This window comes from Synechococcus sp. CS-1328 (assembly GCF_025128095.1).
In the GTDB taxonomy this organism is placed as follows: Bacteria; Cyanobacteriota; Cyanobacteriia; order PCC-6307; family Cyanobiaceae; genus CBW1002.
Genome location: NZ_JAHLYT010000045.1, coordinates 61,011 through 83,823 on the forward strand (window position 1 = coordinate 61,011; position 22,813 = coordinate 83,823).

At 66.3% G+C, this 22,813-nt stretch carries 19 protein-coding genes; 12 read left to right on the forward strand and 7 right to left on the reverse strand.

The window, feature by feature from the left end:
• Nucleotides 1-31: 31 nt before the first annotated feature.
• Together KQ310_RS07360 and tilS are read right to left on the reverse strand one after the other, a co-directional pair.
• Nucleotides 32-1,018, reverse strand: a complete 987-nt coding sequence (locus KQ310_RS07360) for a hypothetical protein (RefSeq protein ID WP_259721120.1) — start codon at nucleotides 1,016-1,018, stop codon at nucleotides 32-34.
• On the reverse strand, nucleotides 1,011-2,102 hold the full coding sequence (gene tilS, locus KQ310_RS07365; RefSeq protein ID WP_259721121.1) for a tRNA lysidine(34) synthetase TilS: 1,092 nt from the start codon (nucleotides 2,100-2,102) through the stop codon (nucleotides 1,011-1,013). The genes KQ310_RS07360 and tilS overlap by 8 nt, the downstream gene beginning before the upstream one ends.
• A gap of 23 nt (nucleotides 2,103-2,125) precedes the next feature.
• Here tilS and KQ310_RS07370 point away from each other — a divergent pair, with 23 nt between their 5' ends.
• The 4 genes from KQ310_RS07370 (at nucleotide 2,126) to KQ310_RS07385 (ending at nucleotide 5,642) form a co-directional block, all read left to right on the forward strand.
• The gene (locus KQ310_RS07370) at nucleotides 2,126-2,896 is read left to right on the forward strand and encodes a DUF561 domain-containing protein (RefSeq protein ID WP_259721122.1); all 771 of its coding nucleotides are present in this window, start codon (nucleotides 2,126-2,128) and stop codon (nucleotides 2,894-2,896) included.
• 89 nt (nucleotides 2,897-2,985) lie between these two features.
• Complete coding sequence (locus KQ310_RS07375) at nucleotides 2,986-3,372, forward strand: phage holin family protein (RefSeq protein WP_259721123.1); 387 nt, start codon at nucleotides 2,986-2,988, stop codon at nucleotides 3,370-3,372.
• A 60-nt stretch (nucleotides 3,373-3,432) separates the two neighbouring features.
• Entirely contained in the window at nucleotides 3,433-5,436 is a 2,004-nt protein-coding gene (gene uvrB, locus KQ310_RS07380) for an excinuclease ABC subunit UvrB (RefSeq protein WP_259721124.1), read from the forward strand.
• On the forward strand, nucleotides 5,436-5,642 hold the full coding sequence (locus tag KQ310_RS07385; RefSeq protein ID WP_259721125.1) for a hypothetical protein: 207 nt from the start codon (nucleotides 5,436-5,438) through the stop codon (nucleotides 5,640-5,642). Before uvrB ends, KQ310_RS07385 begins: the two co-directional genes overlap by 1 nt.
• A gap of 6 nt (nucleotides 5,643-5,648) precedes the next feature.
• Here KQ310_RS07385 and KQ310_RS07390 read toward each other — a convergent pair whose 3' ends face one another.
• Together KQ310_RS07390 and holA are read right to left on the reverse strand one after the other, a co-directional pair.
• Entirely contained in the window at nucleotides 5,649-7,463 is a 1,815-nt protein-coding gene (locus KQ310_RS07390) for an aspartate kinase (protein WP_259721126.1), read from the reverse strand.
• A 30-nt stretch (nucleotides 7,464-7,493) separates the two neighbouring features.
• A complete protein-coding gene (holA, locus tag KQ310_RS07395; protein WP_259721127.1) occupies nucleotides 7,494-8,516 on the reverse strand; it encodes a DNA polymerase III subunit delta in 1,023 nt (340 codons plus the stop codon).
• A 17-nt stretch (nucleotides 8,517-8,533) separates the two neighbouring features.
• Between holA and KQ310_RS07400 the strand changes: the two genes are divergently transcribed.
• Nucleotides 8,534-9,226: a precorrin-8X methylmutase gene (locus KQ310_RS07400; protein WP_259721182.1), complete on the forward strand. Its 693-nt coding sequence runs from the start codon at nucleotides 8,534-8,536 to the stop codon at nucleotides 9,224-9,226.
• A 30-nt stretch (nucleotides 9,227-9,256) separates the two neighbouring features.
• On the opposite strand, the gene mutS is transcribed toward KQ310_RS07400, so the two are convergent.
• Nucleotides 9,257-12,163 carry a DNA mismatch repair protein MutS gene (gene mutS / locus KQ310_RS07405; protein WP_259721128.1) on the reverse strand — a complete coding sequence of 969 codons (2,907 nt, stop codon included), beginning with the start codon at nucleotides 12,161-12,163 and terminating at the stop codon, nucleotides 9,257-9,259.
• A 170-nt stretch (nucleotides 12,164-12,333) separates the two neighbouring features.
• Between mutS and psbZ the strand changes: the two genes are divergently transcribed.
• The 4 genes from psbZ (at nucleotide 12,334) to KQ310_RS07425 (ending at nucleotide 15,358) form a co-directional block, all read left to right on the forward strand.
• Nucleotides 12,334-12,522, forward strand: a complete 189-nt coding sequence (gene psbZ / locus KQ310_RS07410; RefSeq protein WP_197158954.1) for a photosystem II reaction center protein PsbZ — start codon at nucleotides 12,334-12,336, stop codon at nucleotides 12,520-12,522.
• Nucleotides 12,523-12,527: 5 nt separating this feature from the next.
• On the forward strand, nucleotides 12,528-13,004 hold the full coding sequence (gene ribH / locus KQ310_RS07415; RefSeq protein ID WP_259721129.1) for a 6,7-dimethyl-8-ribityllumazine synthase: 477 nt from the start codon (nucleotides 12,528-12,530) through the stop codon (nucleotides 13,002-13,004).
• An 82-nt stretch (nucleotides 13,005-13,086) separates the two neighbouring features.
• A complete protein-coding gene (locus KQ310_RS07420; RefSeq protein ID WP_259721130.1) occupies nucleotides 13,087-14,400 on the forward strand; it encodes a sugar transferase in 1,314 nt (437 codons plus the stop codon).
• Between the two features lies 1 nt (nucleotide 14,401).
• On the forward strand, nucleotides 14,402-15,358 hold the full coding sequence (locus tag KQ310_RS07425) for a GDP-mannose 4,6-dehydratase (RefSeq protein ID WP_259721131.1): 957 nt from the start codon (nucleotides 14,402-14,404) through the stop codon (nucleotides 15,356-15,358).
• 22 nt (nucleotides 15,359-15,380) lie between these two features.
• Here the strand turns inward: KQ310_RS07425 and KQ310_RS07430 are convergent, their stop codons facing one another.
• Entirely contained in the window at nucleotides 15,381-16,439 is a 1,059-nt protein-coding gene (locus KQ310_RS07430) for a glycosyltransferase (RefSeq protein ID WP_259721132.1), read from the reverse strand.
• 36 nt (nucleotides 16,440-16,475) lie between these two features.
• Here KQ310_RS07430 and KQ310_RS07435 point away from each other — a divergent pair, with 36 nt between their 5' ends.
• The 3 genes from KQ310_RS07435 (at nucleotide 16,476) to KQ310_RS07445 (ending at nucleotide 21,620) form a co-directional block, all read left to right on the forward strand.
• Nucleotides 16,476-17,369, forward strand: a complete 894-nt coding sequence (locus KQ310_RS07435) for a glycosyltransferase (protein ID WP_259721133.1) — start codon at nucleotides 16,476-16,478, stop codon at nucleotides 17,367-17,369.
• Nucleotides 17,357-18,541: a glycosyltransferase family 1 protein gene (locus KQ310_RS07440; protein ID WP_259721134.1), complete on the forward strand. Its 1,185-nt coding sequence runs from the start codon at nucleotides 17,357-17,359 to the stop codon at nucleotides 18,539-18,541. Before KQ310_RS07435 ends, KQ310_RS07440 begins: the two co-directional genes overlap by 13 nt.
• Nucleotides 18,542-18,833: 292 nt before the next feature.
• Entirely contained in the window at nucleotides 18,834-21,620 is a 2,787-nt protein-coding gene (locus KQ310_RS07445; protein WP_259721135.1) for a glycosyltransferase, read from the forward strand.
• A gap of 70 nt (nucleotides 21,621-21,690) precedes the next feature.
• Here KQ310_RS07445 and KQ310_RS07450 read toward each other — a convergent pair whose 3' ends face one another.
• Nucleotides 21,691-22,812 (reverse strand): glycosyltransferase family 2 protein, encoded by a 1,122-nt coding sequence (locus tag KQ310_RS07450; RefSeq protein ID WP_259721136.1) that lies wholly within the window; start codon nucleotides 22,810-22,812, stop codon nucleotides 21,691-21,693.
• Between the last annotated feature and the right edge of the window lies 1 nt (nucleotide 22,813).

The following is a 22,813-nucleotide window of genomic DNA, read 5'->3' on the forward strand; positions in this document are numbered from 1 at the left end:
ACCTTGCTGCTGTCAGGAGTGGTGCGCGCCCTCAGCGCAGCACCACCCGCAGCAGGCCGCGGCCCAGCTCCTCCTCTTCCTCCGGAGTGAACAGGGGTGGCGCCATTGGATCTTCCTGCGCCTGCGCCTTCTCCAGAGTGAGGGTTGGAGTGCCATTCGCTTCGATCGGCACCACCTCGATCTCCTCGGCTCGGGCGGGATCGGCTTGGTGCACTTCGATCAGCTCGGGTTCATCCACCACCTCCACCGCGATCGGTCCCGAAGGGATTGGTGCAGCTGCGGCTTGTTCACGATCCGCCTGCGAGTCCGGCACGGCGATGCCTGCGGGGCCAGTCGGCGCCAGGGCCAGGCTGCCTGCGGCCGCTGAGGCCGGCATCACCGCTGAGGCCTGCAGAAAGGGATTGGAGGCCATCGAAACGGCGCCGGCGCCATCTGCCGCGGGCTGGGCTCCGGGGTCGCTGCCGCCCAGATCCACCATCCAGGGCATGGCCGACGCGGGAGTTTCGACTCCGCTGTTGCCTACGGCGGTTGGCGTGAACGGGAACGCCGCGCCAGCTGCATCGGCCGCTGCGACGCCCAGAGCTGCGGCTGAACCAGTGGCTGCAGTCTGCGGACCCTCTGCTTCTCCACGCTCCTGCTCAGCGTCGGATGTCCCCTGCACCGCGCCACCAGGAACGACGTCGACGTGCTCGGTGCCGTCCAGTACCGGTTCGGCTGCCGCGGTGCTGCTGAGCAACACCTGGCAATGCTCCAGCCCCTGCTGGGCGATGTCCAGCAGGATCGGTTCCGGCCTGGCCTGCTGCACCGTGGTGTAGTGCTCGGCGGCGGCGCTGGCGTTGCCGAAGCCATAGAGCTGGGTGTGGCCCAGCAGCAATTCCAGCCGCACGCTCAGTGAGGGGTTTGCTGCTGGATCCAGTTGCCCCAGCAGCTGCTGCCCGAGGGAGAGGGCTTCAGCCCAGTGGGCCTCGCTGTAGGCCAGCTCCACGGCGGCGTAGAGGGGCTCCTGGGTCTCAGTCATGCAGCGGCGATCCTGTGGTGGGCCCAAGCAGGGCCAGTGTGCTGCGATCCCAGCACAAGCGCCAGCCACCGGCCAGATCCAGCCGGCCCGGACCGCGGCGCGGCGCCAGGCGGGCCAGCAGGGTCTCCAGCTGACGGCTGGACAGCGGCTGCTGGGTGTGCTGGCTCAGCCAGTGCTGCAGCAGGGCCCGTTGGCTGGCCAGGCTGAGGGCCACCAGCGGCGCCCGTGGCAGTTGCCGGGTCGAGGTGGCCTGCAGGCCAGCCAGGGCCAGGGCCACAAGTTCGTCATCCCGTTCCAGTTCCTCGGCCAGCCGTTCGGCCTGGGCGCCGATCCGTTGGCTGGCACCGGGATGGAGCTGCTCCAGCACGGGCAGCACCTCCTGCCGCACCCGATTGCGGGCGAAGCGCGAGTCGGCATTGCTTGGGTCCGTCCAGATCGGCAGGCCGAGCTCCCGGCAGAGGCGGGCGGTGTCGCTGCGGCTGAACAGCAACAGCGGCCGCACCAGTTGGATCGCTGGCTCGGCGGCGCTGCCCGGCGGCGCTGGCTCCAGCAGGGGGCGCTGGCGCCGCAGGCTGGCCAGGCCGCGCCGGTGGCTGCCGCGGGCCAGGTGCAGCAGCAGGGTTTCGGCCCGGTCGCTGGCGGTGTGGGCCGTCACCACCCGACGGCAGCCCAGCCGCTCGGCCCAGTGGGCCAGCCGTTCGTACCGCCAGCGCCGCGCCGCCGCTTCCTTGGGTGCCAGCGCTTCGGCGCGATCGATCTGCAGCGGCAGTTCGTGCTGCTGGGCCCACTGGGCCAGTTCAGCGGCCTGCTGGCCCGACTCGGGCCGCCAGCCATGGTCGCCATGCCACAGCTGCAGCGACCAGCCATGCAGACGCGATAAATCCTCCAGCAGGCCCGTCATTGCCATCGAATCCTGCCCGCCGGAGACGGCCAGCAGCAGCGGTGTGCCGGCGGGCAGCAGCTGGGGCTGCCGGCGTAGCAGCTGGTGCAGCCGCAGATGATCCGGGCTCCAGTGCGGCTGGGCATGGGCCGGGGCCCCAGGTGGTGCCTCGTGGGGGTTCACGGTTTCAGATGGGAGAATCACGAATCCAGCTCTCTGCGCCGCCGATGTCGCGTCTGTCCAGCCTGCCCAGCTCCCTGCAGCGCGCCATCGCCGAGCGCCGGGCCCTGAAGGTGATCGCCGGTCTCTCCAATTTCGATGCCGCTGCAGTGCAGTGGATCAGCCGAGCCGCCGGTGCCGGTGGCGCCGACCTGATCGATGTGGCCTGCGATCCGGAGCTGGTGACCCTGGCGGCCGCCGCCTCGGGCCTGCCGATCTGCGTGTCTGCGGTGGATCCCGAGCTGTTCCCCGCAGCGGTGGCCGCTGGCGCCGCCATGGTGGAGATCGGCAACTACGACAGCTTCTACCCCCAGGGCCGCATCTTCGGAGCCGAGGAAGTGCTGGCGCTCACCCGCCGCAGCCGCGAGCTGCTCGGCGATGTGGTGCTCTCGGTGACCGTGCCCCACGTGCTGCCCCTGGATCAGCAGGAGCAACTCGCCATCGATCTGGTCGCCGCCGGCGCCGATCTGATCCAGACCGAAGGCGGCACCAGTGCCCGGCCGTTCAGCCCCGGCAGCCTTGGCCTGATCGAGAAGGCGGCACCCACCCTGGCGGCCGCCCATGCCCTCAGCCGTGCCGTGACCGTGCCGGTGCTCTGCGCCTCCGGCCTCTCCGCCGTCACCCTGCCGCTGGCCATCGCCGCCGGTGCCGCCGGCGTGGGTGTGGGCTCCGCCGTGAACCGCCTCGGTGATGAGCTGGCGATGGTGGCGGTGGTGCGCAGTTTGCGCGATGCCCTGGCGCCGGCGACTGCGACGACGGCTGTGCCAGCCGATCGCTGATCGCAGGTCCTTCTCCGGCGCCGGCTGATGGGCTGGCGCCTGGCAGGGGTCCTGTCTACCGTCGAGGCATTCCCTGCGTCGAAGGATCGATGGGTTCGCTGGCCTGGCTGTTGCAGTGGCCGATCCGGGCCGTGGTGCTGCTGATCGTTGCCCAGTTGCCCCTGGGGGTGGAGATGCAGGGTTTCGGGGCGGCGGTGCTGGCTGTGATCGTGATCAGCCTGCTGGGGGCGCTGCTGGCGCCGCTGCTGAAGTTGCTGCTGGCGCCCCTCTGGGTGATCACCAGCCTGGGCGGGCTGATCGCGCCGATCAGCTGGCTGTTCGACGGCCTGATCACCGTGGCGCTGTTTGCCCTGGCGGCCTCTCTGATCCCGGAGTTCCGGCTGCGCAACGGCCTGCTCAGCGCCGTGCTGGGAGCGTTGGTCTACACCTTGCTCACCGGCGCGGTTCTGAGGGTGTTCGGGTTGGAGCGGGGCTGAGGCCGGCAACCCGTAGCGGGGCAGGCAGCACCGATCGGCCCCAACCGTGAGAATGGCCTGATGGCCTTTCAGCTGCACGCTCCCTACGAGCCCAAGGGCGACCAGCCCACCGCCATCGAGGCCCTCGTGGATGGGGTTGAAGGCGGTGAGCGCTATCAGACCCTGCTGGGAGCCACCGGCACCGGCAAGACCTTCACGATCGCCAATGTGATCGCTCGCACCGGTCGGCCGGCCCTGGTGCTGGCCCATAACAAGACCCTGGCGGCGCAGCTCTGCAATGAGCTGCGCGAGTTTTTCCCGAAGAACGCGGTCGAATATTTCATCTCCTATTACGACTACTACCAACCCGAAGCCTACGTGCCGGTCAGCGATACCTACATCGCCAAAACGGCGTCGATCAACGAGGAGATCGACATGCTGCGCCACTCGGCCACCCGCTCGTTGTTCGAGCGGCGCGATGTGATCGTGGTGGCCTCGATCAGCTGCATCTATGGTCTCGGCATCCCGTCGGAATACCTCAAGGCGGCGGTGAAGTTTCAGGTGGGCGACACGCTCAATCTCCGCGCCTCGCTACGGGAGCTGGTCAACAATCAATACTCCCGCAACGATCTGGAGATCTCCCGCGGCCGCTTCCGTGTGCGCGGCGATGTGCTGGAGATCGGCCCCGCCTATGAAGACCGTCTGGTGCGGGTGGAGCTGTTCGGCGATGAGGTAGAGGCGATCCGCTACGTCGATCCCACCACCGGCGAGATTCTGCAAAGTCTCGAAACCATCAACATCTATCCGGCCAAGCACTTCGTGACGCCGAAGGAGCGGTTGGCCGAAGCCATTGGCGAGATCCGCGCCGAGCTGCGCCAGCGGCTTGACCTGCTCAATAGCCAGGGTCGCTTGCTGGAGGCCCAGCGCCTCGAGCAACGCACCACCTACGACCTCGAGATGCTGGAACAGGTGGGCTACTGCAACGGCGTGGAGAACTACGCCCGTCACCTCGCCGGTCGGCCGGCCGGCACGCCGCCGGAGTGCCTGATCGATTACTTCCCAGACGACTGGCTGCTGGTGGTGGACGAGAGCCATGTGACCTGTTCGCAGCTGCAGGCCATGTACAACGGCGACCAGAGCCGTAAGGGTGTGTTGATCGAGCATGGGTTCCGTTTGCCCAGCGCCGCCGACAACCGCCCGCTCAAGGGGGAGGAGTTCTGGCAGAAGGCGCAGCAGACCATCTTCGTGAGTGCCACCCCGGGTAGCTGGGAGCTGGCCCAGAGCCAGGATCAGGTGGTGCAGCAGGTGATTCGCCCCACCGGCGTGCTTGACCCGATCGTGGAGGTGCGTCCCACCGAGGGTCAGGTGGACGACCTCTTGGGGGAAATCCGCGTCCGGGCCGAGAAGCAGGAGCGGGTGCTGATCACCACCCTGACCAAGCGGATGGCTGAAGACCTCAGCGACTACCTGGCCGAGAACGGCGTGCGGGTGCGGTATCTGCACTCCGAGATTCACTCGATCGAGCGGATCGAGATCATCCAGGACCTGCGCAACGGGGTGTACGACGTGCTGGTGGGGGTGAACCTGCTGCGCGAAGGTCTTGACCTGCCGGAGGTGTCGCTGGTGGCGATTCTCGACGCCGACAAGGAAGGCTTCCTGCGGGCCGAACGCTCCTTGATCCAGACGATCGGGCGGGCGGCGCGCCACGTGGAAGGGGTGGCGCTGCTCTATGCCGACAACCTCACCGAGAGCATGGAGAAGGCGATCTCTGAAACCGAGCGCCGCCGCGCCATCCAGCATGCCTACAACGTGGCCAACGGCATTATCCCCACCCCGGCTGGAAAGCGGGCTGGCAATGCCATCCTCGCTTTCCTGGAGCTATCCCGCCGGCTGAGCGATGAACAGCTTGAAGAGGCGACCGAGCAGGCTGAGAACAATGCGGTGCCGCTGGAATCGCTCCCCGAACTGATCACCCAGCTGGAGGACAAGATGAAAGCCGCGGCGAAGAATCTCGAGTTCGAGGAGGCGGCCAATCTCCGCGATCGGATCAAGCAGCTGCGCCAGAAGTTGGTGGGGAGGGCCTGATGCCAACCCCCGCCGAGCTGATGCTCAACCTCATGCTCGGCTTCGTGGGCATGGCCTACGTGCTGTATGGCCGCAAGCAGGATGCGCTGGTGCCGCTGGTGAGCGGCATCCTGCTGATGATCGTGCCGTATTTCCTGCCCGGCGTGCTGCCCCAGCTGATCGTGGGGCTGCTGTTGATCGCGTTGCCGTTTCTGTTGCGGCGTTGAGGCAGCTCAGGCCGGGGCTTCACTGCCTTCGGCTCGGTGCTGCACGCCACCGCCCAGGCCGAAGGCGCCGTGGACCACCCGCAGGGCCTCGACGCCATCGGCCTCGGCCACCACGCAACTGGTGCGGATTTCGCTGGTGGCGATCAGCTCGATGTTGATGCCGGCGTCAGCCAGGCTGCGGAACATGCGGGCGGCGGTGCCGGCGGTGCAGGGCATGCCCGCGCCCACCGCACTCACCCGGGCGATCGCCGGACCTTCCTCGAAGCGGGTGCCGGGCCATTGCTTCAGCAGCGGCGCCAGGGCCCGTTCCGCCTGGATCAGGTCGCCCTTGCGCAGGATGAAGCTCATGTCGCGGCTGAGCTGGCCGGGGCTGCCGTGGGTGCGCTCCGACTGCACGATGGCGTCGAGGCTGATGCCGTTGTCGGCCAGGGCGCGGCAGATCGCGGCGGCGGTGCCGGGCCGGTCCGGCACCTGCCGCACTGTCACCTGGGCCTGATCGCGATCAAGGGCCACGCCACGGACGGCCGGATCGCCCAGGTGGCAGGGCGGCGGATCATGGCGCAGCTGATGCTCGCCCAGCTCAAAGGCCTGGGCCGCCGACCGCAGGGCCTTGCTGCCCTGGGGGGCCTCCACCAGGCAGCTCACCTTCACCTCACTGGTGGCGATCAGCCGCAGATTGATGCCGTCGCGGGCGAGGGTGTCGAACAGGCGGGCGGCCACTCCGGGGCGGCCCATGATGCCGGCCCCGGCGATGCTGAGCTTCGCCATGCCGCCTTCGGCGCTGAGCAGGGCTGCCCCGGCGCCCATGGCCGCCAGCACCTGTTCACAGACCGTGCGGGCTGCCTCCATCTCGGATTGGTGGAGGGTGAAGGCGATGTCGTTGCTGGCGCCTTCGTGGGTGGCCTGCACGATCAGATCGACGTTAAGCCCCGCAGTCCCCAGGGCCTCGAACAGTTGGGCGGCCACGCCGGGGCAGTCGGGCACATGGGCCAGGGCCAGCACGGCCTGATCGACCTGCAGCTCCGCCGCGTCCACCGGCTTGCCCAGCTCCAGGCCTTCGCTGCCGATCGACCGGGGGGCGCCGCTGGTCAGGCGGGTGCCTGGGGCGTCGCTCCAGCTGGAGCGGACCACCAGGGGCATGCCGTAGTTGCGGGCAATCTCCACCGCCCGCGGGTGCAGCACCGCCGCGCCGAGGCTGGCCAGCTCCAGCATCTCGTCGCAGGTGACCGTGTCCATCAGCTGGGCGTCGGCCACCTTGCGGGGATCGGTGGTGAGCACGCCGGGCACATCGGTGTAGATCTCGCAGGCGGCGGCCCCGAGGGCGGCGGCCAGGGCCACGGCCGAGGTATCGGAGCCGCCCCGGCCCAGGGTGGTGATCTCGGGGGTGCCGGCCCGGCCGCTGCTGGTGCCCTGGAAGCCGGCCACCACCACCACCTGGCCATCGGCCAGCAGCCGCTGCAGCCGCTCGGTGCGGATCTCGAGGATGCGGGCCCGCCCGTGGGACGACTCGGTGATGATTCCCGCCTGGGTGCCGGTCATCGAGACGGCCGGTACCCCTTCGGCGTGCAGGGCCATCGAGAGCAGGGCGATGGAGACCTGCTCGCCCGTGGATAGCAACATGTCCATCTCGCGCTGGGGCGGATCGCTGCTGATGGCCTGGGCCAGGCTGGAGAGTTCGTCAGTGGTGTGGCCCATCGCCGAGACCACCACGACCAGGTCGTGGCCCTCCTCGCGGCAGGCGGCCACGCGCCGGGCCACGGCCCGGATCCGCTCCACGTCGGCCACCGAGGTGCCCCCGAACTTCTGAACGAGCAGGGCCATCGGCGGGTCGGACGCGGCGGGAACGGGCGATTATCGGCCCGCATGGTCAAGGGTGATGCCCCCGGCAAGCAGGAAACCATCGCGGAAGGCATCACCCGGCGTTGCGCCCCGCTTCAGGGCGGCCTCCACGTCCAGCAGCTGGCTGAGCAGCTTCAGCAGCGGCCCCGGGCCTCGGCCACGGAGCTGCTTGCGCATCACGTAGATCCGCTTGGGGTTGCCGATGCCGGCGGCCTTGGCGATGGTGGCCACGTCGGTCTCGCCGGTTTTGTCCAGCAGGCTCACCCACAGCCAGCCCCGGATCTGACTGGTCAGTGCCGCCACGATCCGCAGGGCCGGTTCGTTCACCTCCAGCAGGCTGTCCACCAGGGCGATCGCGTCGGCGGGACGCCCCGCCAGCAGGGCGTCGCCCACCGCCAGGCTGGTGGTGGCGTGGCTGCCAATCAGGGCCCGCACTGCAGCGACGTTGATCGGGCGGGCTGTGGGTGTCGCCGCTGAGGGTCCCGGGGCGGTGCCGGCATAGAGCGCCAGTTTTTCCAGCTCGCTGGCCAGGCGGGCGCTGTCGCTGCCGATCGCCTCGCACAGGGCCTCGGCGGCGGCCGGCTCCAGGCTCAGGCCCAGCTCATGGGCGGTGCGTGTCACCAGATCCAGCTGGCCGGCTCCGTCCCAGGCGGCCGGCAGAGTGAAGCTCCGTTCCCGGGCCACCGCCTTGAGCGCCTTGGTGATGCGCAGGCGGGCGTCGGGTTTGTTGCTGCTCACCAGCAGCAGGTGGCAGGTCTCGGGCACCAGCTCCAGGCAGGCCTCCATCTGGGCCGCCAGCTCCGCCGGACACTGGCTGGTGAAGGGGCTGCGCTGCAGCACCACCAGCCGCGCTCCGCTGCCGAAGGGCGGGGTGCGTGCCTCCTCCAGGGCCCGGGCGGCCTGGCCGGCATCGTTGCCGTCGAGGCGGCTGAGGTTGATCGACGCCCAGGCCGGATCCACCAGCTCGGTCACCAGGGCCTCCACGGCCCGCTGGCGGGCGGCTTCGTCGTCGCCCCAGTAGAGATGGATCGGCATCGGTGCGGCGCGGCCGGATGGAGCGGCAGAGGCTGGAGCAGGAACAGGAACAGGGAGCGGAGCGCGTGCCTGGCGCGCTGGCCGGTTTCGACCATCCGATCTTCACCGAAAGCCTGCGCCGCATCCACGCCTGGTTGGGGGAGACGGGTTTCCGCGGGGTGGAGCAGGAGGTGCTCGAACGGCTGGTGCACAGCAGCGGCGATCCGGCGCTGGCGCCCTTGCTGCGCTTCAGCACGGGGGCCTGCGACGCCGGACTGGCGGCACTGTCGGCCGGAACGGCGATCCTCACCGACACGGCCATGGCTGCGGCGGCGGTGGCGCCAATGGCGCGGCGCACCTTCGCCAACCCCGTGCACAGCGTGCTGGCCTGGGCTCCGGCGGTGGCGCCGGCCGGCTGCACCCGCGCGGCGGCGGGCATGGCGCGGGCCCTGGCGGAGCATCCCGGCGCCGTGGTGCTGATCGGCAGTGCCCCCACCGCGCTGGAGTGCCTGATCGATCTGGCCGGCCCATCTGCTGCTCACGATCCGATGGCGCCAGCCCTGGTGATCGGCATGCCGGTGGGCTTCGTGGGGGTGCTCGAAAGCAAGCGCCGCCTGGCCCGCAGCGGCCTGGCCCAGATCCGACTGGAAGGCAGCCGTGGGGGTGCTGGCCTGGTCGGGGCGGCTGCCAATGCCCTGCTGCGCCACGCCTGGCTGACCGCGAACGCCTGAGCCCTGCCCTGAGGGCGTCAGGCCGGTCGCTCAGGTCGACGCGACCGGGCCTGGTTCTCGATCCAGCCCCACCGCCACGTGGCTGTTGGCCTCGATCCGATCGAGCACCTGGCGGGCCCGCTGCACCACCACCGGCGGCACCCCGGCCAGGCGGGCCGCCTCGATGCCGTAGCTGCGGCTGGCGCCGCCGGTCACCACCCGATGCAGGAACACCAGGTCGTCGCCGGTTTCCTGCACCAGCACCTGGGCATTGGCCACGTTGGGCAGCAGATCGGCCAGCTCATTGAGCTCGTGGTAGTGAGTGGCGAAGATCGTGCGGGCACCGATGCGTTCGGCCAGGTGCTCGGCCACGGCCCAGGCGATCGAGAGTCCATCGAAAGTGGCGGTGCCCCGGCCGATCTCATCGAGCAGCACCAGGGAGTGGCTGGTGGCGTGATGCAGGATGTTGGCGGTTTCGGCCATCTCCACCATGAAGGTGGACTGGCCGCTGGCCAGGTCGTCGACGGCGCCGACGCGGGTGAAGATCCGATCGGCAATGCCGAGGCGGGCGCTGCGGGCTGGAATCCAGCTGCCGATCTGGGCCATCAGCTGCAGCAGCCCGCTCTGGCGCAGATAGCAGCTCTTGCCGCTGGCATTCGGACCGGTGAGCACCAGCAGATCCGGAATGGCGGTGGAAGGGGGCGCCGAGGTGGCCGACTCGGCCGGCGGGTCGAGCGGCGATGGCGGCGCAGACCCCAGCCGCAGGCTGTTGGCCGTGAAGGGCTCTTCCACCAGCAGCTGCTCCACCACCGGATGGCGCCCCGCTTCGATCCAGAGCTCGCGCCCCTCGACGATCTCCGGGCGGCAGTAGCCGCCGATGGCCGCCACTTCCGCCAGCGAGGCGATCCCATCCAGCTCGGCCACCCGTCGCGCCGCCTCCCGGATCACGGCGGCGCGCTCCCCAACTTGCTCGCGCAGGGCGCAGAACAGGTCGTACTCCCGCTGGGCGGCCCGGGTCCGCAGCTGCAGGATGCGGCCTTCGCGGCCCTTGAGCTCGGGGGTCACGAAGCGTTCTTCGTTGGCCAGGGTCTGGCGGCGGATCCAGTGCGTTGGTACCGAGGCGGCCTTGGCGCGGCTGACCGAGAGGAAGTAGCCGAAGGTGCGGTGGTACTGCAGGCGCAGGTTGGGGTTGCCGCTGGCGCGGCGCTCCAGGGCCTCCTGCTGCTCCAGCCAGCTGTCCTGGTCGTCGAGCTGGTTGCGCAGGCCGTCGAGGCGGGCATCGACGCTGTCGTGGATCAGGCCGCCATCGCTGAGGTTCAGCGGTGGATCGTCCACCAGGGTGTGGCGCAGCACCGCCGCCAGCTCCACCAGCTCCGGCCAGGTGCGTTGCAGCGCCGCCAAGGGAGGGCTGCTGGCCTGGGCGAGCAGGCCGGCCAGCAGCGGCAGCCGCTCCAGGCCGTCGGCCAGGGCCACCAGATCCCTGGCCGAGGCGGTGCCGGCGCCGGCCCGGCCCGCCAGCCGCTCCAGATCACCCATGGGCCGCAGCAGGCGCCGCACGCTCAAGCGCAGCGAACGGCTGGCCACCAGTTCGCCCACGCCGTCCTGACGGGCGCTGATCGCGGCCCGATCCACCAGGGGAGCCTCGATCCAGCGGCGCAGACAGCGCCCTCCCATGGCGGTCATGGAGCGATCCAGGGCCCAGAGCAGGGAGCCCTGCAGGCTGCCCCCCAGCTGGGTGCGGGTCAGCTCCAGGTTGCGGCGGGTCTGGGCGTCGAGCACCAGCTGGTCGCCGGCATGCCAGAGCCGAGGCATGTCCAGGGGCACCAGCCGGCCGGTTTCGGTGCCCTCCAGATAGGCGAGCAGTCCACCGGCGGCGCGCAGGGCCAGGGGGGCTTCGGCCAGGCCCAGGCCATCGAGGCTGGCCAGGCGGAAGCGCGCCAGCAGTCGTGCCCGCGCCTCCGGTGCCGCAAACGGCGTGCGGGGCTGGGTGGTGAGCAGCAGGCCCTCAGGGCACCAGGCCGGTTCGGGCTCCCCGCTCCAGAGCACTTCGGCGGCGTCCTGCTGCAGCAGCTCCTGGTGCAGCAGATCCGTTCCCTGCCGCTCGGTGAGCCGGAATTCGCCGGTGCTTACGTCGGCCACGGCCAGTCCCCAGTGGTTGCCCTCCCGCACCACGGCCACCAGCCAGTTGTTGCGGCGGGCGCTGAGCATGCCCTCGTCCAGCACCGTGCCCGGCGTGAGCACGCGGGTGATGTCCCGCTTGAGCAGGGCCCCCTTGGCTGGGGTGGTCTCCAGTTGGTCGCAGAGGGCAACGCTGAGGCCGTGGCGCACCAGTTCGCTGCAATGACGCTCGGCCGCGTGGTGGGGCAGGCCCGCCATCGGGACGCGCCCGATCGCCTTGCCGGCCTCCTTGCCGGTGAGGGTGAGCTCCAGCAGGCGCGAGAGCGTGATCGCGTCTTCAAAGAAGCACTCGAAGAAATCCCCCAGGCGGTAGAGCAGCACCCGCTCGGGATGGGCCGCCTTGAGTTCAACGTAGTGGCGCAGCACCGGCGTCAGCTGGGCCGGATCCACCAGGCTGTGGTGATGCCAGCGGGGCAGGTCGTGATCGGGCAGGTCGTCGGTGTCGGCCAGACCAGCGGCTGCGGCACAGGATCCGTCAGGGGTTGCTGCACTGGCGGAGCCACTGGGCTCCGTTTCCAGACCACCGAGGTCATTGCCGTTGCCGTCACCGGAGGCGAGGCCCATGCCGCCAGCCGCTCTGGCTGGCCGGCGCCGGCGGGGCCGGGCCGTGGCATCGGCCTCCAGCTGGGCGTCGTCCAGCGCCTCCCCATCACCGCTGCCGCTTGCCTCGGCTGGGGCCTGATCTGAGCAGGGAAGCGCGGCCGGAGCTGCGCCGAACAGGTCTCCCTGCAGACCCAGATCGGCCACCAGCGACAGCTGCTGCTCGGCTCCCGCGGCCACGCTGGCAGGACGAACGAGGCTCGATCGTAGGGGGCCTGGCCGTCCCGCTCCCGACAACTTGTGAAGGAACCTGCCGGCCCCGGGCCGGGGGCAGGAATCGTCGTGTGAGAATCCCGAAACTGACCGTCGGCGACCCCCTGCCGCTGCCGGCCATCTCCGTTGCCGCACCCATGCAGATCCTCAACACCCTCACCGTTCTGGCCCTGGTGGTGATGTCGTTCGCGCTGGTGGTGGCGGTGCCCGTGCTTTACGCCAGCAGCGACGACAGCGGCCGCTCCAATCGCATCATCCTGCTGGGCGGGGCCGCCTGGGTGGCCTTGGTGCTGCTCAACTGGGGCATGAGCTATTTCGTGGTCTGATCCCTTTGGCCAGTTTTGAAGGTCGCTTCACCGACGCTGCCAGCCTCCGCATCGCCGTAGTGGTGGCGCGGTTCAACGACCTGGTGACCGGCAAGTTGCTTAGCGGCTGCCTGGATTGCCTGTCCCGCCACGGCATTGATGTGGGCGAGGCGAGCGCCCAGTTGGATGTGGCCTGGGTTCCCGGCAGTTTTGAGATCCCCCTGGTGGCTCAGCGGCTCGCTGCCAGTGGCCGCTATCAAGTGGTGGTCACCCTCGGCGCCGTGATCCGCGGCGACACCCCCCACTTCGATGTGGTGGTGGCCGAAGTGAGCAAGGGCGTGGCCAGCGTCGCCCGCGACACCGGTGTGCCGGTGATCTTCGGCGTGCTCACCACCGACACCCTGCAGCAGGCCCTGGAGCGGGCCGGCATCAAGAGCAACCTGGGCTGGAGTTATGGCCTGCAGGCTCTGGAGATGGGCAGCCTGATGGCGGCCCTGCCCTGAGGTTCCGGCCTGTGCCGCCGGCCAAGCTGACGACGCCGGCGGATGGGAACACCGGTCTGCCCTTAGGTTTTGCTTCTGTCGTATGAGCGGTTTGCCCTGGCGTAGGCCCCGTCATCTGCTGGCGTTATGCGCCGGTCTCGACCTGGCCGCCTGCCTGGTGCTGGCTGCCGCGATCGATGCGCTGCGGGGAACCGATCTGCTGGCACAGCCTGGCTGGCTGGTGGCATTCGGGCTGGTCTACCTGCTGTTCGGCTGGCTGCTTGGCACCTATACGGTGCTGCGCTGGCCCTGGCTGCGGCTGCGGCTGGTGATCCTGCGGCTGGCGATCACCGCCCTGGCCACCATGCTGCTGGTGGCCCTGGTGGACTGGTTTCTCAACCTGCCGGCTGGTTTGTTCCTCAGCCACCGCAGTACTCAGGTTTATCTGCTGGGTTCCCTCAGCGTCTGGGCTCTGTTGGTGCGTCTCGCTCTGCGCTGGGTTGGCCGCCGCTATCCCCAGCGGGACTGGGGTCTGATGGCCGCCCCCCACGAAACCCCGTCGATCCTGCGTGAATGGCAACGCACGCCGTTTGCTGTCACGCCCCGGGTGCTGCCCCTCTCTGGTCATGCCGTCTCCCCCGGTGGGGTGGTGCTCGGCAGTGACCTGCGCCTGGCCCCCGACCAGGAGCGTCAGCTGCGCGCCCTGGGGGAGGGGGGCGTGCCGATCACCACGGTGATCGAGCTGGCGGAGCGGGAGCTGGAGCGCCTGCCGCCGGCTCTGTTGCCTGGGGATTGGCTCTCCCAGGCCGACATCCCCTGGTCTGACACCTTCAGCGTCCAGCGTCAGCTCAAGCGTGCCGCCGATGTGGTGGTGGCGCTGCTGCTGCTGCTGCTCGCGCTGCCGGTGATGCTGCTGGCCGGCCTGTTGATCTGGTTGGAGGACCGCGGCCCGGTGTTCTACGTGCAGGCCCGCAGCGGCTGGATGGGCAAGACCTTCCGCCTGCTGAAGCTGCGCACCATGACGGATGCAGATGCGGATGCCCCCGCCAGCTGGACCGTTCCCGGTGATGGCCGCATCACCAGAGTCGGGCAGGTGTTGCGCCGGGTGCGGCTCGATGAGCTGCCGCAGCTGGTCAATGTGCTCAGCGGCGACATGAGCCTGATCGGTCCCCGGCCGGAACGTCCCGAGCACGAGGCCGACCTTGAGGCCCACATCCCCCACTACCGCAAGCGGCACTGGATGCGACCCGGCCTGAGCGGCTGGGCCCAGGTGTCGGCACCCTATGCCGCCAGCCTGGAGGAAGCCGAACTCAAGCTCAGCTACGACCTCTATTACCTCCACAACTGGAGCACCGCCCTGGATCTGTTGATTCTGTTCAAGACCATCAAGATCGTGCTCAAGGCAGGAGGACGCTGAGATGAAGGCACTGGTGTTCGGCTGCACGGGCCAGGATGGCTCGCTCCTATGTCGCTCGCTGCTGCGCCAGGGGGTGGAGGTGGTGGGGCTATCGCGTTCCAGTAATCCCAACCTCGCCACCCATCAGCAGCTCGGCATCGCTGGGGACCTGGAACTCACCACCGCCGATCTCTGTGATTTCCGCGAGATCCTGGAGCTGATCACACGCCACCAGCCCGACGCGATCTACAACCTGGCGGCTCAGTCGTCCGTGGGCCTCTCCTTCCGCCAGCCGGTCGATACCTTCAACAGCATCATCAACGGCACTATCAATCTGCTGGAGGTGGCGCGCTTTGCCTCCTTTGACGGCCGCCTCTACTTCGCCGGCAGCAGCGAGATCTTCGGCAACACCGACCAACCAGCCGGTGTGGGCAGCCTCCGCCATCCGCTCAGCCCCTACGCCATCGCCAAGGATGCCAGCTTCAACACCGTGCAGGTGTACCGCCAGGCCTATGGACTGAAGTGCGTCACCGGCGTGCTGTTCAACCACGAATCGCCTTATCGCTCAGCCACCTTCGTGACCCGCAAGATCGTCGATGGGGCCCTGCGTTGTCTGCGTGATCCGGGTTTCCGCCTGCAACTGGGCGATCTCTCCGTGGCGCGTGACTGGGGCTGGGCGGAGGAATACATCGAGGCGATGCAGCTGATCCTGCATGCCGATCCGCTGCAGGATCAGGTGATCTGCACGGGGCGGATGGAAACACTGGAGTATTTCGTGGCCCGGGTGTTCCGTGAGCTTGATCTCGATTGGCACGACCACGTGGATCTGGTGGCAAGCCTGCGGCGTCCCTCGGAAATTCTCTGCAGCGTCGGCGATCCGGCGCCGATGCAGGACCGCCATGGCTGGCGGGCCCGCCGGGATGTGGACGGGGTGATCACGGCCCTGATCGCCCATGCCCGGCAGGCGTCGCTGCCCTGATTCGGCGGCTCTGAGCTTCCCCCTACGCCCCAGACCGCAGACCGCCATAGGCCTCGAGGTGCTCCTCGACCAGCCGCTCCATGCCGTAGTGCTGCCGCAGGCGCTCGTAGGCCTCGCCACCGAGCCGCTGCCGGGGCCGGTCGAGGTCAGCTCTGGGGCCCTCGGCCAGCCACTCGGCCCAGGCGCCGGCATTGAGGGCCGGCAGCAGGGTGGCGTAGCTCTGGCCCACCTCCCGGTGCACCTCCAGATCGGAGGCCACCACCGGGGTGTCGCAGGCGAGGGCTTCGATCAGGGGGAGGGAGAACCCCTCAGCCAGCGACGGCACCAGCACGGCTTCGGCGTGGCGGTAGAGCCAGGCCAGCAGCGGATCCGTCGCGGCCAGCTGCAGCACGGCACCTTCGAGCCCCTGGCCGCTGATCCAGCGCCGTTCCTCTGTTCTCCAGGGGCCTCCACCGGCACAGACCAGCAGGGGCTGATCCCTGTGGCCCGCCCGGTTGGCGTCGCCGCGGTGCAGCAGGCTCAGGGCCCGCAGCAGCGTCAGGCCGTTCTTGTAGGCGTGGCGCTTGCCCACCATCAGCCAGAACCGTCGCCCTTCCAGCGCCGCCACGGGCTGGGGGACCAGCCTGTCGATGGCGGTGGCCAGGTGGATCACCCGCAGGGGCGCCCGCAGGTTCGGCTGGAAGAAGGCCAGGTCGTCGGCGCTGGCAGCGCTGATGCTGAGGATCAGGTCGGAAGCCTCCAGCCACCCCGCCTTGTTGGCATGGGGGGAGCGCAGGCCCGGCAGGAAGAAGTGCTCGGGATGGCGCTCCGGCGTCATGTCGAACAGGCTGCTGACCAGGCGTTGATGGCGGCGCAGCCGGTAGGGCCGACCGCCGTAGTAGGTGGCGTGCACCACATCCGCCTGGCGCCAGGGCTGGTGCGCGGGCCAGCGGCGCTCGCCGGCCATCCACACCTCGGCGCCGGCGGTGCCCAGCTCCTGGGCCAGTTCGCGGAAGTAGCGGCTGATCCCCCCGCGCCGCTGCCGCCGGAAGATCTGGCCATCGAAGCCGATGCTGACGCTCGGGGAGGGGCGAGAGGGCATGCTTCAGTCTCCGGTATCCCGGGTCACAGCGTGCCCATGGACCCCCGCCCTGCCGCCGATCCCAACTCCGCCGCTTCCGATTTGAAAGCCGGGCTGCCGCTGGTGACGCTGATCACCCCCTGCCTCGAAGCCGCGAGCACCTTGCCCGAGACGCTCATGAGCGTGGCGCGGGCCCGGCAGATCCTGCAGCAGAGCGGTGAGGAGCTGGAGCATCTGGTGCTTGATGGCGGCTCCCGGGACGGCACCCAACGACTGCTGGAGCGGCATGCAGCCCGTCATTCCTTCTGCTGCTGGCAGACGGATATCGGCGGCGGCCCCTATGCCGCCATGAATGTGGGTCTGCGGCTGGCGCGCGGCCACTACAGCCATGTGCTCAACGCCGACGATCTCCTGCTGGATCCAGGCGCCTACGCGGCCTTCCTCCTGCAGGCTCGGCGGCAGCAAGCCGCTCTGCTGCTGGCCTCGATCGGTTACTTCCGCCGGCCTGACCGTTGGCTGCGGGCCCGCTGGATGGTGCCATCCCCGCCACGGGATCCGGCGCTCTGGCATCAGCAGCTCCGCAGGGGGCTGCACTATCCCCATCCCGGCTTTCTGGCCGAAACCGCTTTATACCGAACCACCGGGTTCGATGAGCGCTACAGCCTCTCCGCCGATTACAAGCTGATGCAGACGCTGCTGCTGCGACCCGAGCTCGCGGATCGCGTCCAGATCTGCTCGGACCCACTGGTGGCGATGGCGGAGGGCGGGGCCACCGGCGGCTGGCGGGCGATCCTGCGGGGCCGGCGGCAGTTGCTCGCGATCAACCGGGAGCTGGGGATCGTGGCGCCGGCCTGGCGGCGCTACTGGGGCAAGCTGCGCCTGCGGCTGGGGCCGCGGCCGGCTCCGATACCCTTGCCCGATTGTCCAGGAGTGGAGGGGTGGCGCCGCTGAACATCGCCTTCGATGTGAGCCAGACGGGTCGGCGCAAGGCTGGTTGTGGGTTCTACGCCGCCGCCCTGATCGACGGCCTGCTGGCCTCGGGTGCAGCGCACCACTTCACCCTGCTGACCAGCTTCGGCGATTTCTTTCACGATCCCACCCAGGCGGCGGCCTTTCCGCATCGCCGCCAGGGGGTGGCCTACGGGCCGCGCCTGCTGCGCCGCAGTGATGCGGAGGCCTTCTGGCGGGATCAGCAGCGGGTGAACGAACGGCTCGGCGGTTTCGATCTGGTGCACGCCAATAACTTCTGGTGTCCCCCCTGGCGGTTGCCCTGCCGCTTGATCTACACGCTCTACGACATGAGCTTCGCGGAGCACCCGGAATGGACCACCGAGAAGAATCGACTTGGTTGCTTCCAGGGCGTGTTGCAGGCCTCCCTGCATGCGGACTGGCTGGTGGCCATCTCCCACGCCTCGAAGCGTGCGTTCCTGCGCCATTACCCCCACGTGGTGCCAGAGCGGGTGCGGGTGATTCATCCCGCCTCCCGCTTTGATCAGCCCGGCTTCGATGTGCAACCCGCCCAGCCGCGTGGTGAGTTGTTCCGCAGCGGCCAGCCCTTTCTGCTCTCCACCGGCACGATCGAACCGCGCAAGAATCAGCGCTTCCTGCTGGAGGTCTACAACCGCTTCCGGGAGCGTGGTGGTGCCGCGATTCCGCTGGTGCTGGCGGGTGGCAAGGGCTGGTTGATGGAGGGCTTCGAGAAGGATCTGGCCGCCTCCCCCTGGGCTGCCGACATCCACCTGCTCGGCTATGTGAGAGATCGGGAACTGGTCTGGCTGTACCGCCACTGCCTGGTCAATCTCTATCCCAGCCACTACGAGGGTTTCGGGCTGCCGGTGCTGGAGGGGATGGGGCAGGGGGCTCCCGTGATCTCCTCCAACAGCACCTCCCTGCCCGAGATCGTGGCCGATGCCGGCCTGCTGCTGGCGCCGGATGATCGCGACGGCTGGGTGGAGGCCATCGAGAGCCTGGTCGCGGAGCCGCGGCGGCGCGAGGCCTTGGCGGTGGCGGCCCGGCAGCGGGCTGCCGGATTCAGCTGGGAGGAGAGCACTGGGCAGCTCCTGGATCTCTATGCGGAAGCGGGCAGCCTGGAGAGGCGTCATCGCTTGGTTAGTGTTCACTGAAATCCAGATGGACGATTTGTATTCTGGACTCAGTTCAGCACTTGGGAGATGACCTGCCGAGGGGACTGTCAGATGGAGAGCACTTTGCAGAGCAGGCCCATCAGTCCTTTCCCTGCAGGCTTGGAGCAGATCTTTTCCTGTCGGTATCTTCAGTCTTCACTCAAATCGTTTTGACCAGTGAGCTGGGGCCAACCTGATGGCTGAATCCAGTGCTTGTTTTATCGCCTTCGGGGCTGCCTGGCAGGGGCAGTGGTTTCAACCTTCGTGATACAATCGCAAAAAAACACGGTTGATGAGCTTGGAGCGGATTGCGTTTACGATTTGCAATGCGAGCTATCTTCCGTATGCGATTGAGTGCGAGCGCTCGTTTTTAGCCCATCACCAGAGCGGCTGGACGTTTCTGATATTTTTGGTGGATCACCCGCGATTGCTGCCGCATGACGTGAATGCGCTGAGGCAGATATTGTCTTCTGATAAAAGCAAGATCTTCGCGGTTTCGGATATTTTCTCGGGATCCAAAGATGTCTCTGGCATGAGCCTATATTATGATATAACAGAATACAGTACCGCCCTAAAGCCATGGATTTTTTCCTATGTGTTTGAACACTTTGCCCCCGCCTCGGCTACTTATATTGACCCGGATATTCAGTTCTTCGGTTCCTTTCCCCGCGAGGAGATTTTCTTTGGTGAATTTGATTGCTTGGTAACGCCGCATGTTCTGACAGACTCATTGAATTCTGTGCAGCAGCCAACACTCCAGAACATCCGATCTTGTGGATCCTATAATTTTGGCTTTGTTCACTTTGAGAATACTTCACCTTCGATGCGGGTGATTGATTTCTGGAGGCGACAACTCGTTTACGATGCTCTAATAAGTTTTGAAGAGAATTTATTTACTGATCAGAGATTTGGCGATTTGTTTCCCTGTCTCTGCAGCGTTCGTGTCAGTCATAATCCTGCTCTTAATGTTGCCTACTGGAATCTGCAGGAGCGCCTGGTTCATGGGATCCCTCCAGATCTCCCCTCTGTTCGGCTTGTCAGTGGTGGACAAGAACAGCAACGTGATCATCCCCTGATTTTCTTTCATTTCAGTGCTTTAAGCCCTCATGGCTCAATAGGAATTTCAAGGCATGGAGGGGTGCAGCCAAGATACGCGCGCGGTAGCAATAAGACGATTGAATGTCTTATGACTAATTATGAAGCAGCCATAGCCCTTCATCGTCAGAAGATTGAGGACCTGGCTCTTCTTCTGCGGCCTGATCTGATTGGCGCCATTGGCTTTGATCATGCCGGTATCCAGAAAGTCTATCGACTGAAACCCCAGCAACGCCGGGATCTCAATCGGTTTCTTAAGGCTCGAGCTGCAATGAATGCCCTGTGCCTTCCTCCCTCTCGGTTTGTTGATGAAGACTCTTTTCTCAGTTCACTCCACGGGTTTGCTTCGCAATCCGACAGTCTCATTCGTCAATCAGCCTTAAATATATTTGGAGCAATTGGTCTCCAGATTCCTGGACTCAGCTTGCACCCTGCCCAGGCCGGTGGGGATGTTGAGCGGGGACCCAAAGCCCAGCTCAACATTGTGGGCTATCCCAACTTCTCGTTCGGGATCGGGAGAATTACGGCATTGATTCTTGAAGGGCTAACGAATGCAGGGATTAGAATTTCATTCGTGGTAGATCCTGCCAATGCTAAGTCTGTCCTGCCAGGTGACCTTGCATGGGTTGAATCTCTTTCTTCTCTTTCGTCTTTTAACCCTGAGGTTCCAACACTATTTTTGATCAATGCTGATCAGCTTCTCCACTATATTAATACGGGCATCGCTGAGCACTGCTTTTCCAGGGTCTGCAATCTGGGCTATTGGTGGTGGGAGCTGGAGCGCCCCGTGCCTGTCCATAGCGAGGCGGCCCGCTTTCTGGACAAAGTGTTAGCGCCAACTCGATTTATTTTTGACAGCCTTGCTCATGCAGTTCCATCTCGCAAGCTCGTCTATGCTCCACTTGATTATCATGAGCTTTACAGCAGTCTAAATGCTTCCAGCGATAAGTTGATTGAGGATCAAGGGCAAGACCATGGAGCCCAGGGCTTTCTTTATGGATTGGGCTTGGATTTAGAGCTCAAAAAGTTTGCTACGCTGACTTTGATGGTGTTTGACTTCCATAGTTGTATCGAAAGGAAAAACCCCTGGACGGTGCTGGATATTTTCTCTGAAGCTGATTTTACTGATCATGCTTTGATCATCAAATGCTCTGGCGGGGCTGCAATGGCTGATCAGTATGTGCGCTTGATTGAGAGGGTTGCTGCCATGCCTAATGTCTTCCTCCTAGATAAACGGCTCAGTGAGGCTGATCTGGGCAGGCTTTTCAGCGCATGCCAGATCTACGTTTCTCCTCATCGGGCCGAAGGCTTGGGTCTCAACATCATTGAGGCCGATGCCAGTGGTTTGGCGACGGTTACGACCAATTATGGCGGAATTTCAGATTATCCATTTTTTGGGCCGGGTCCACACTTCAGGGTGGGATACCGCAAGGAGCCCATATCCTCCGGCTCGCTTGTTTATCAGCCTTATCTTAAGGGCATGACGGATTCTCTGCTCTGGGCCGAGCCAGATCAGGTGGATTTTGGCCGTGGTTTGCGCGAGTGCATTGCACAGGTTTCTTTGCTTTCAAACACACAGCCTGTAGACGCTGTTTCCGGCTCTGTGATCCCGGTTCAGTCGACAACCATCGTTTCAGTCCTCCAAGATCTATTGGTGAGTCAGGCTCAAGCTGTTTCGGTTCACCGAGCCAGCCTCTCCAAGGCAGTGGCGGCCCGGACACCTGCTGCCATTGCAGTTGTGCCAACGCTTTCAGAAGCCAAGCGCCAATTATATTTTGCCGCTAGCCAGTTATTGCGCAGTGTCAAGCAGTCGCTGTCTGCAGTCAAGAATCTGGCGAATGTCTGCCGATTGATTCTCTGGCTTCTTTTGCGTCGGCGTATGCCACTTCGGACCCTTTTACGCTCTCTCGTCTCGCGTCGGGCTTATCTTCGGCGTCCCCGGATCCTCGGCAGGGTCAACACTCCTCCGGCAAGCATGGATTAATCCCCTTCCATACGCTCCAGTCGAGGCAGGTCAGCCTGTAGTGGTCGATGAGCTGCCTCAGGGGGGGCTGTCAGGACGACCGTTTCGAGGTTGAAGTCAAGCAGCGTCCCAGGGCGCGCCAAGGTCTGGTCATGACCCAGGAGCTGCTGCGCAGCATGGCTTCGATCTGCTGGCCCAAATCCATGATCTTGGCCTGCAGCATCTCGCTTTCGTTGGCCCAGTGCCGCTGCCGCTCTGCCCAATGTCGTTGCTTGTCTGCCCAATCCCGCTCACGGGCAGCCCATTGATCCTCACGCTGGGCAAGTTGCTGGCGGCTCACCTCGCAAAGGCGATAGAGCAGCTCAGCCTCTTGGAGTGCCCAGTGACATTGGCTGGCCTGAAAGGCGGAATCGCTCTGAATGTGGGGAGCTGCCAGCTGTCCGACCGCCAGAATGTCGTGCTGATCGGGAGTGTTCCCTCGGGTACTTTTCTCGTCGTGGATGGCGGTGACATCACTGGCGTAGTAAGGCGTCTTGTTGAGCTGATGCCAGAGATCCAGGCAGAGGGCGATGTCTTCGCCGCAGACTCTGAACGTCTCACGCAGCCCGCCCACGGCTAAGAAATCGGAGCGTCGGAGCAGCATCAAGGCTCCCGTCACGGCTGGAATTGGCCCCGATTCGAGCGCCTCTGGACTGTTGGGGTCGATCAAGGACCCCAACTGCGGGCGGAGACGGTTGTAAGGAAGCCCTTGGTTGGAGAACAGCAGCCCGGCATGGCCGAGTCGACCGTCGGAGCAGCGCAGCTGGCCCCCCAGTACCCCCACCTCCGGATGTTGGTCCAGTTGATGCAGAGCCCGATCGATGCTGCCAGGATCGAGGATCAGATCATCGTTCAGCAGGAGCAGCCAGCGGCCCTGCGCCTGGTGGGCCAGGGCGTTCATGTTGCTGGCGAAGTGATAAGGCTCCCGCTGGGCGATGCGAAAACCGGGTGAGGCCGCAGAGGCGGGCGCCAGATCCGCCTCCGCTTCGGCGCTGCCGTTCCAGGAGCAGAGCACCTCATCGCCGGGGTGCCAGAAAGCGCGCGCCTGCTGGAGGCTGGCGAGCATGCGGTTGAGCAGTGCCGGTGTGCGGGAGATCACCAGGCAGGAGAGGCCGGTGGATCCGGCATCGCCGGAGCTGGATGGACGCGAGCTCGTGGGGTCGGGCGGCAGCATC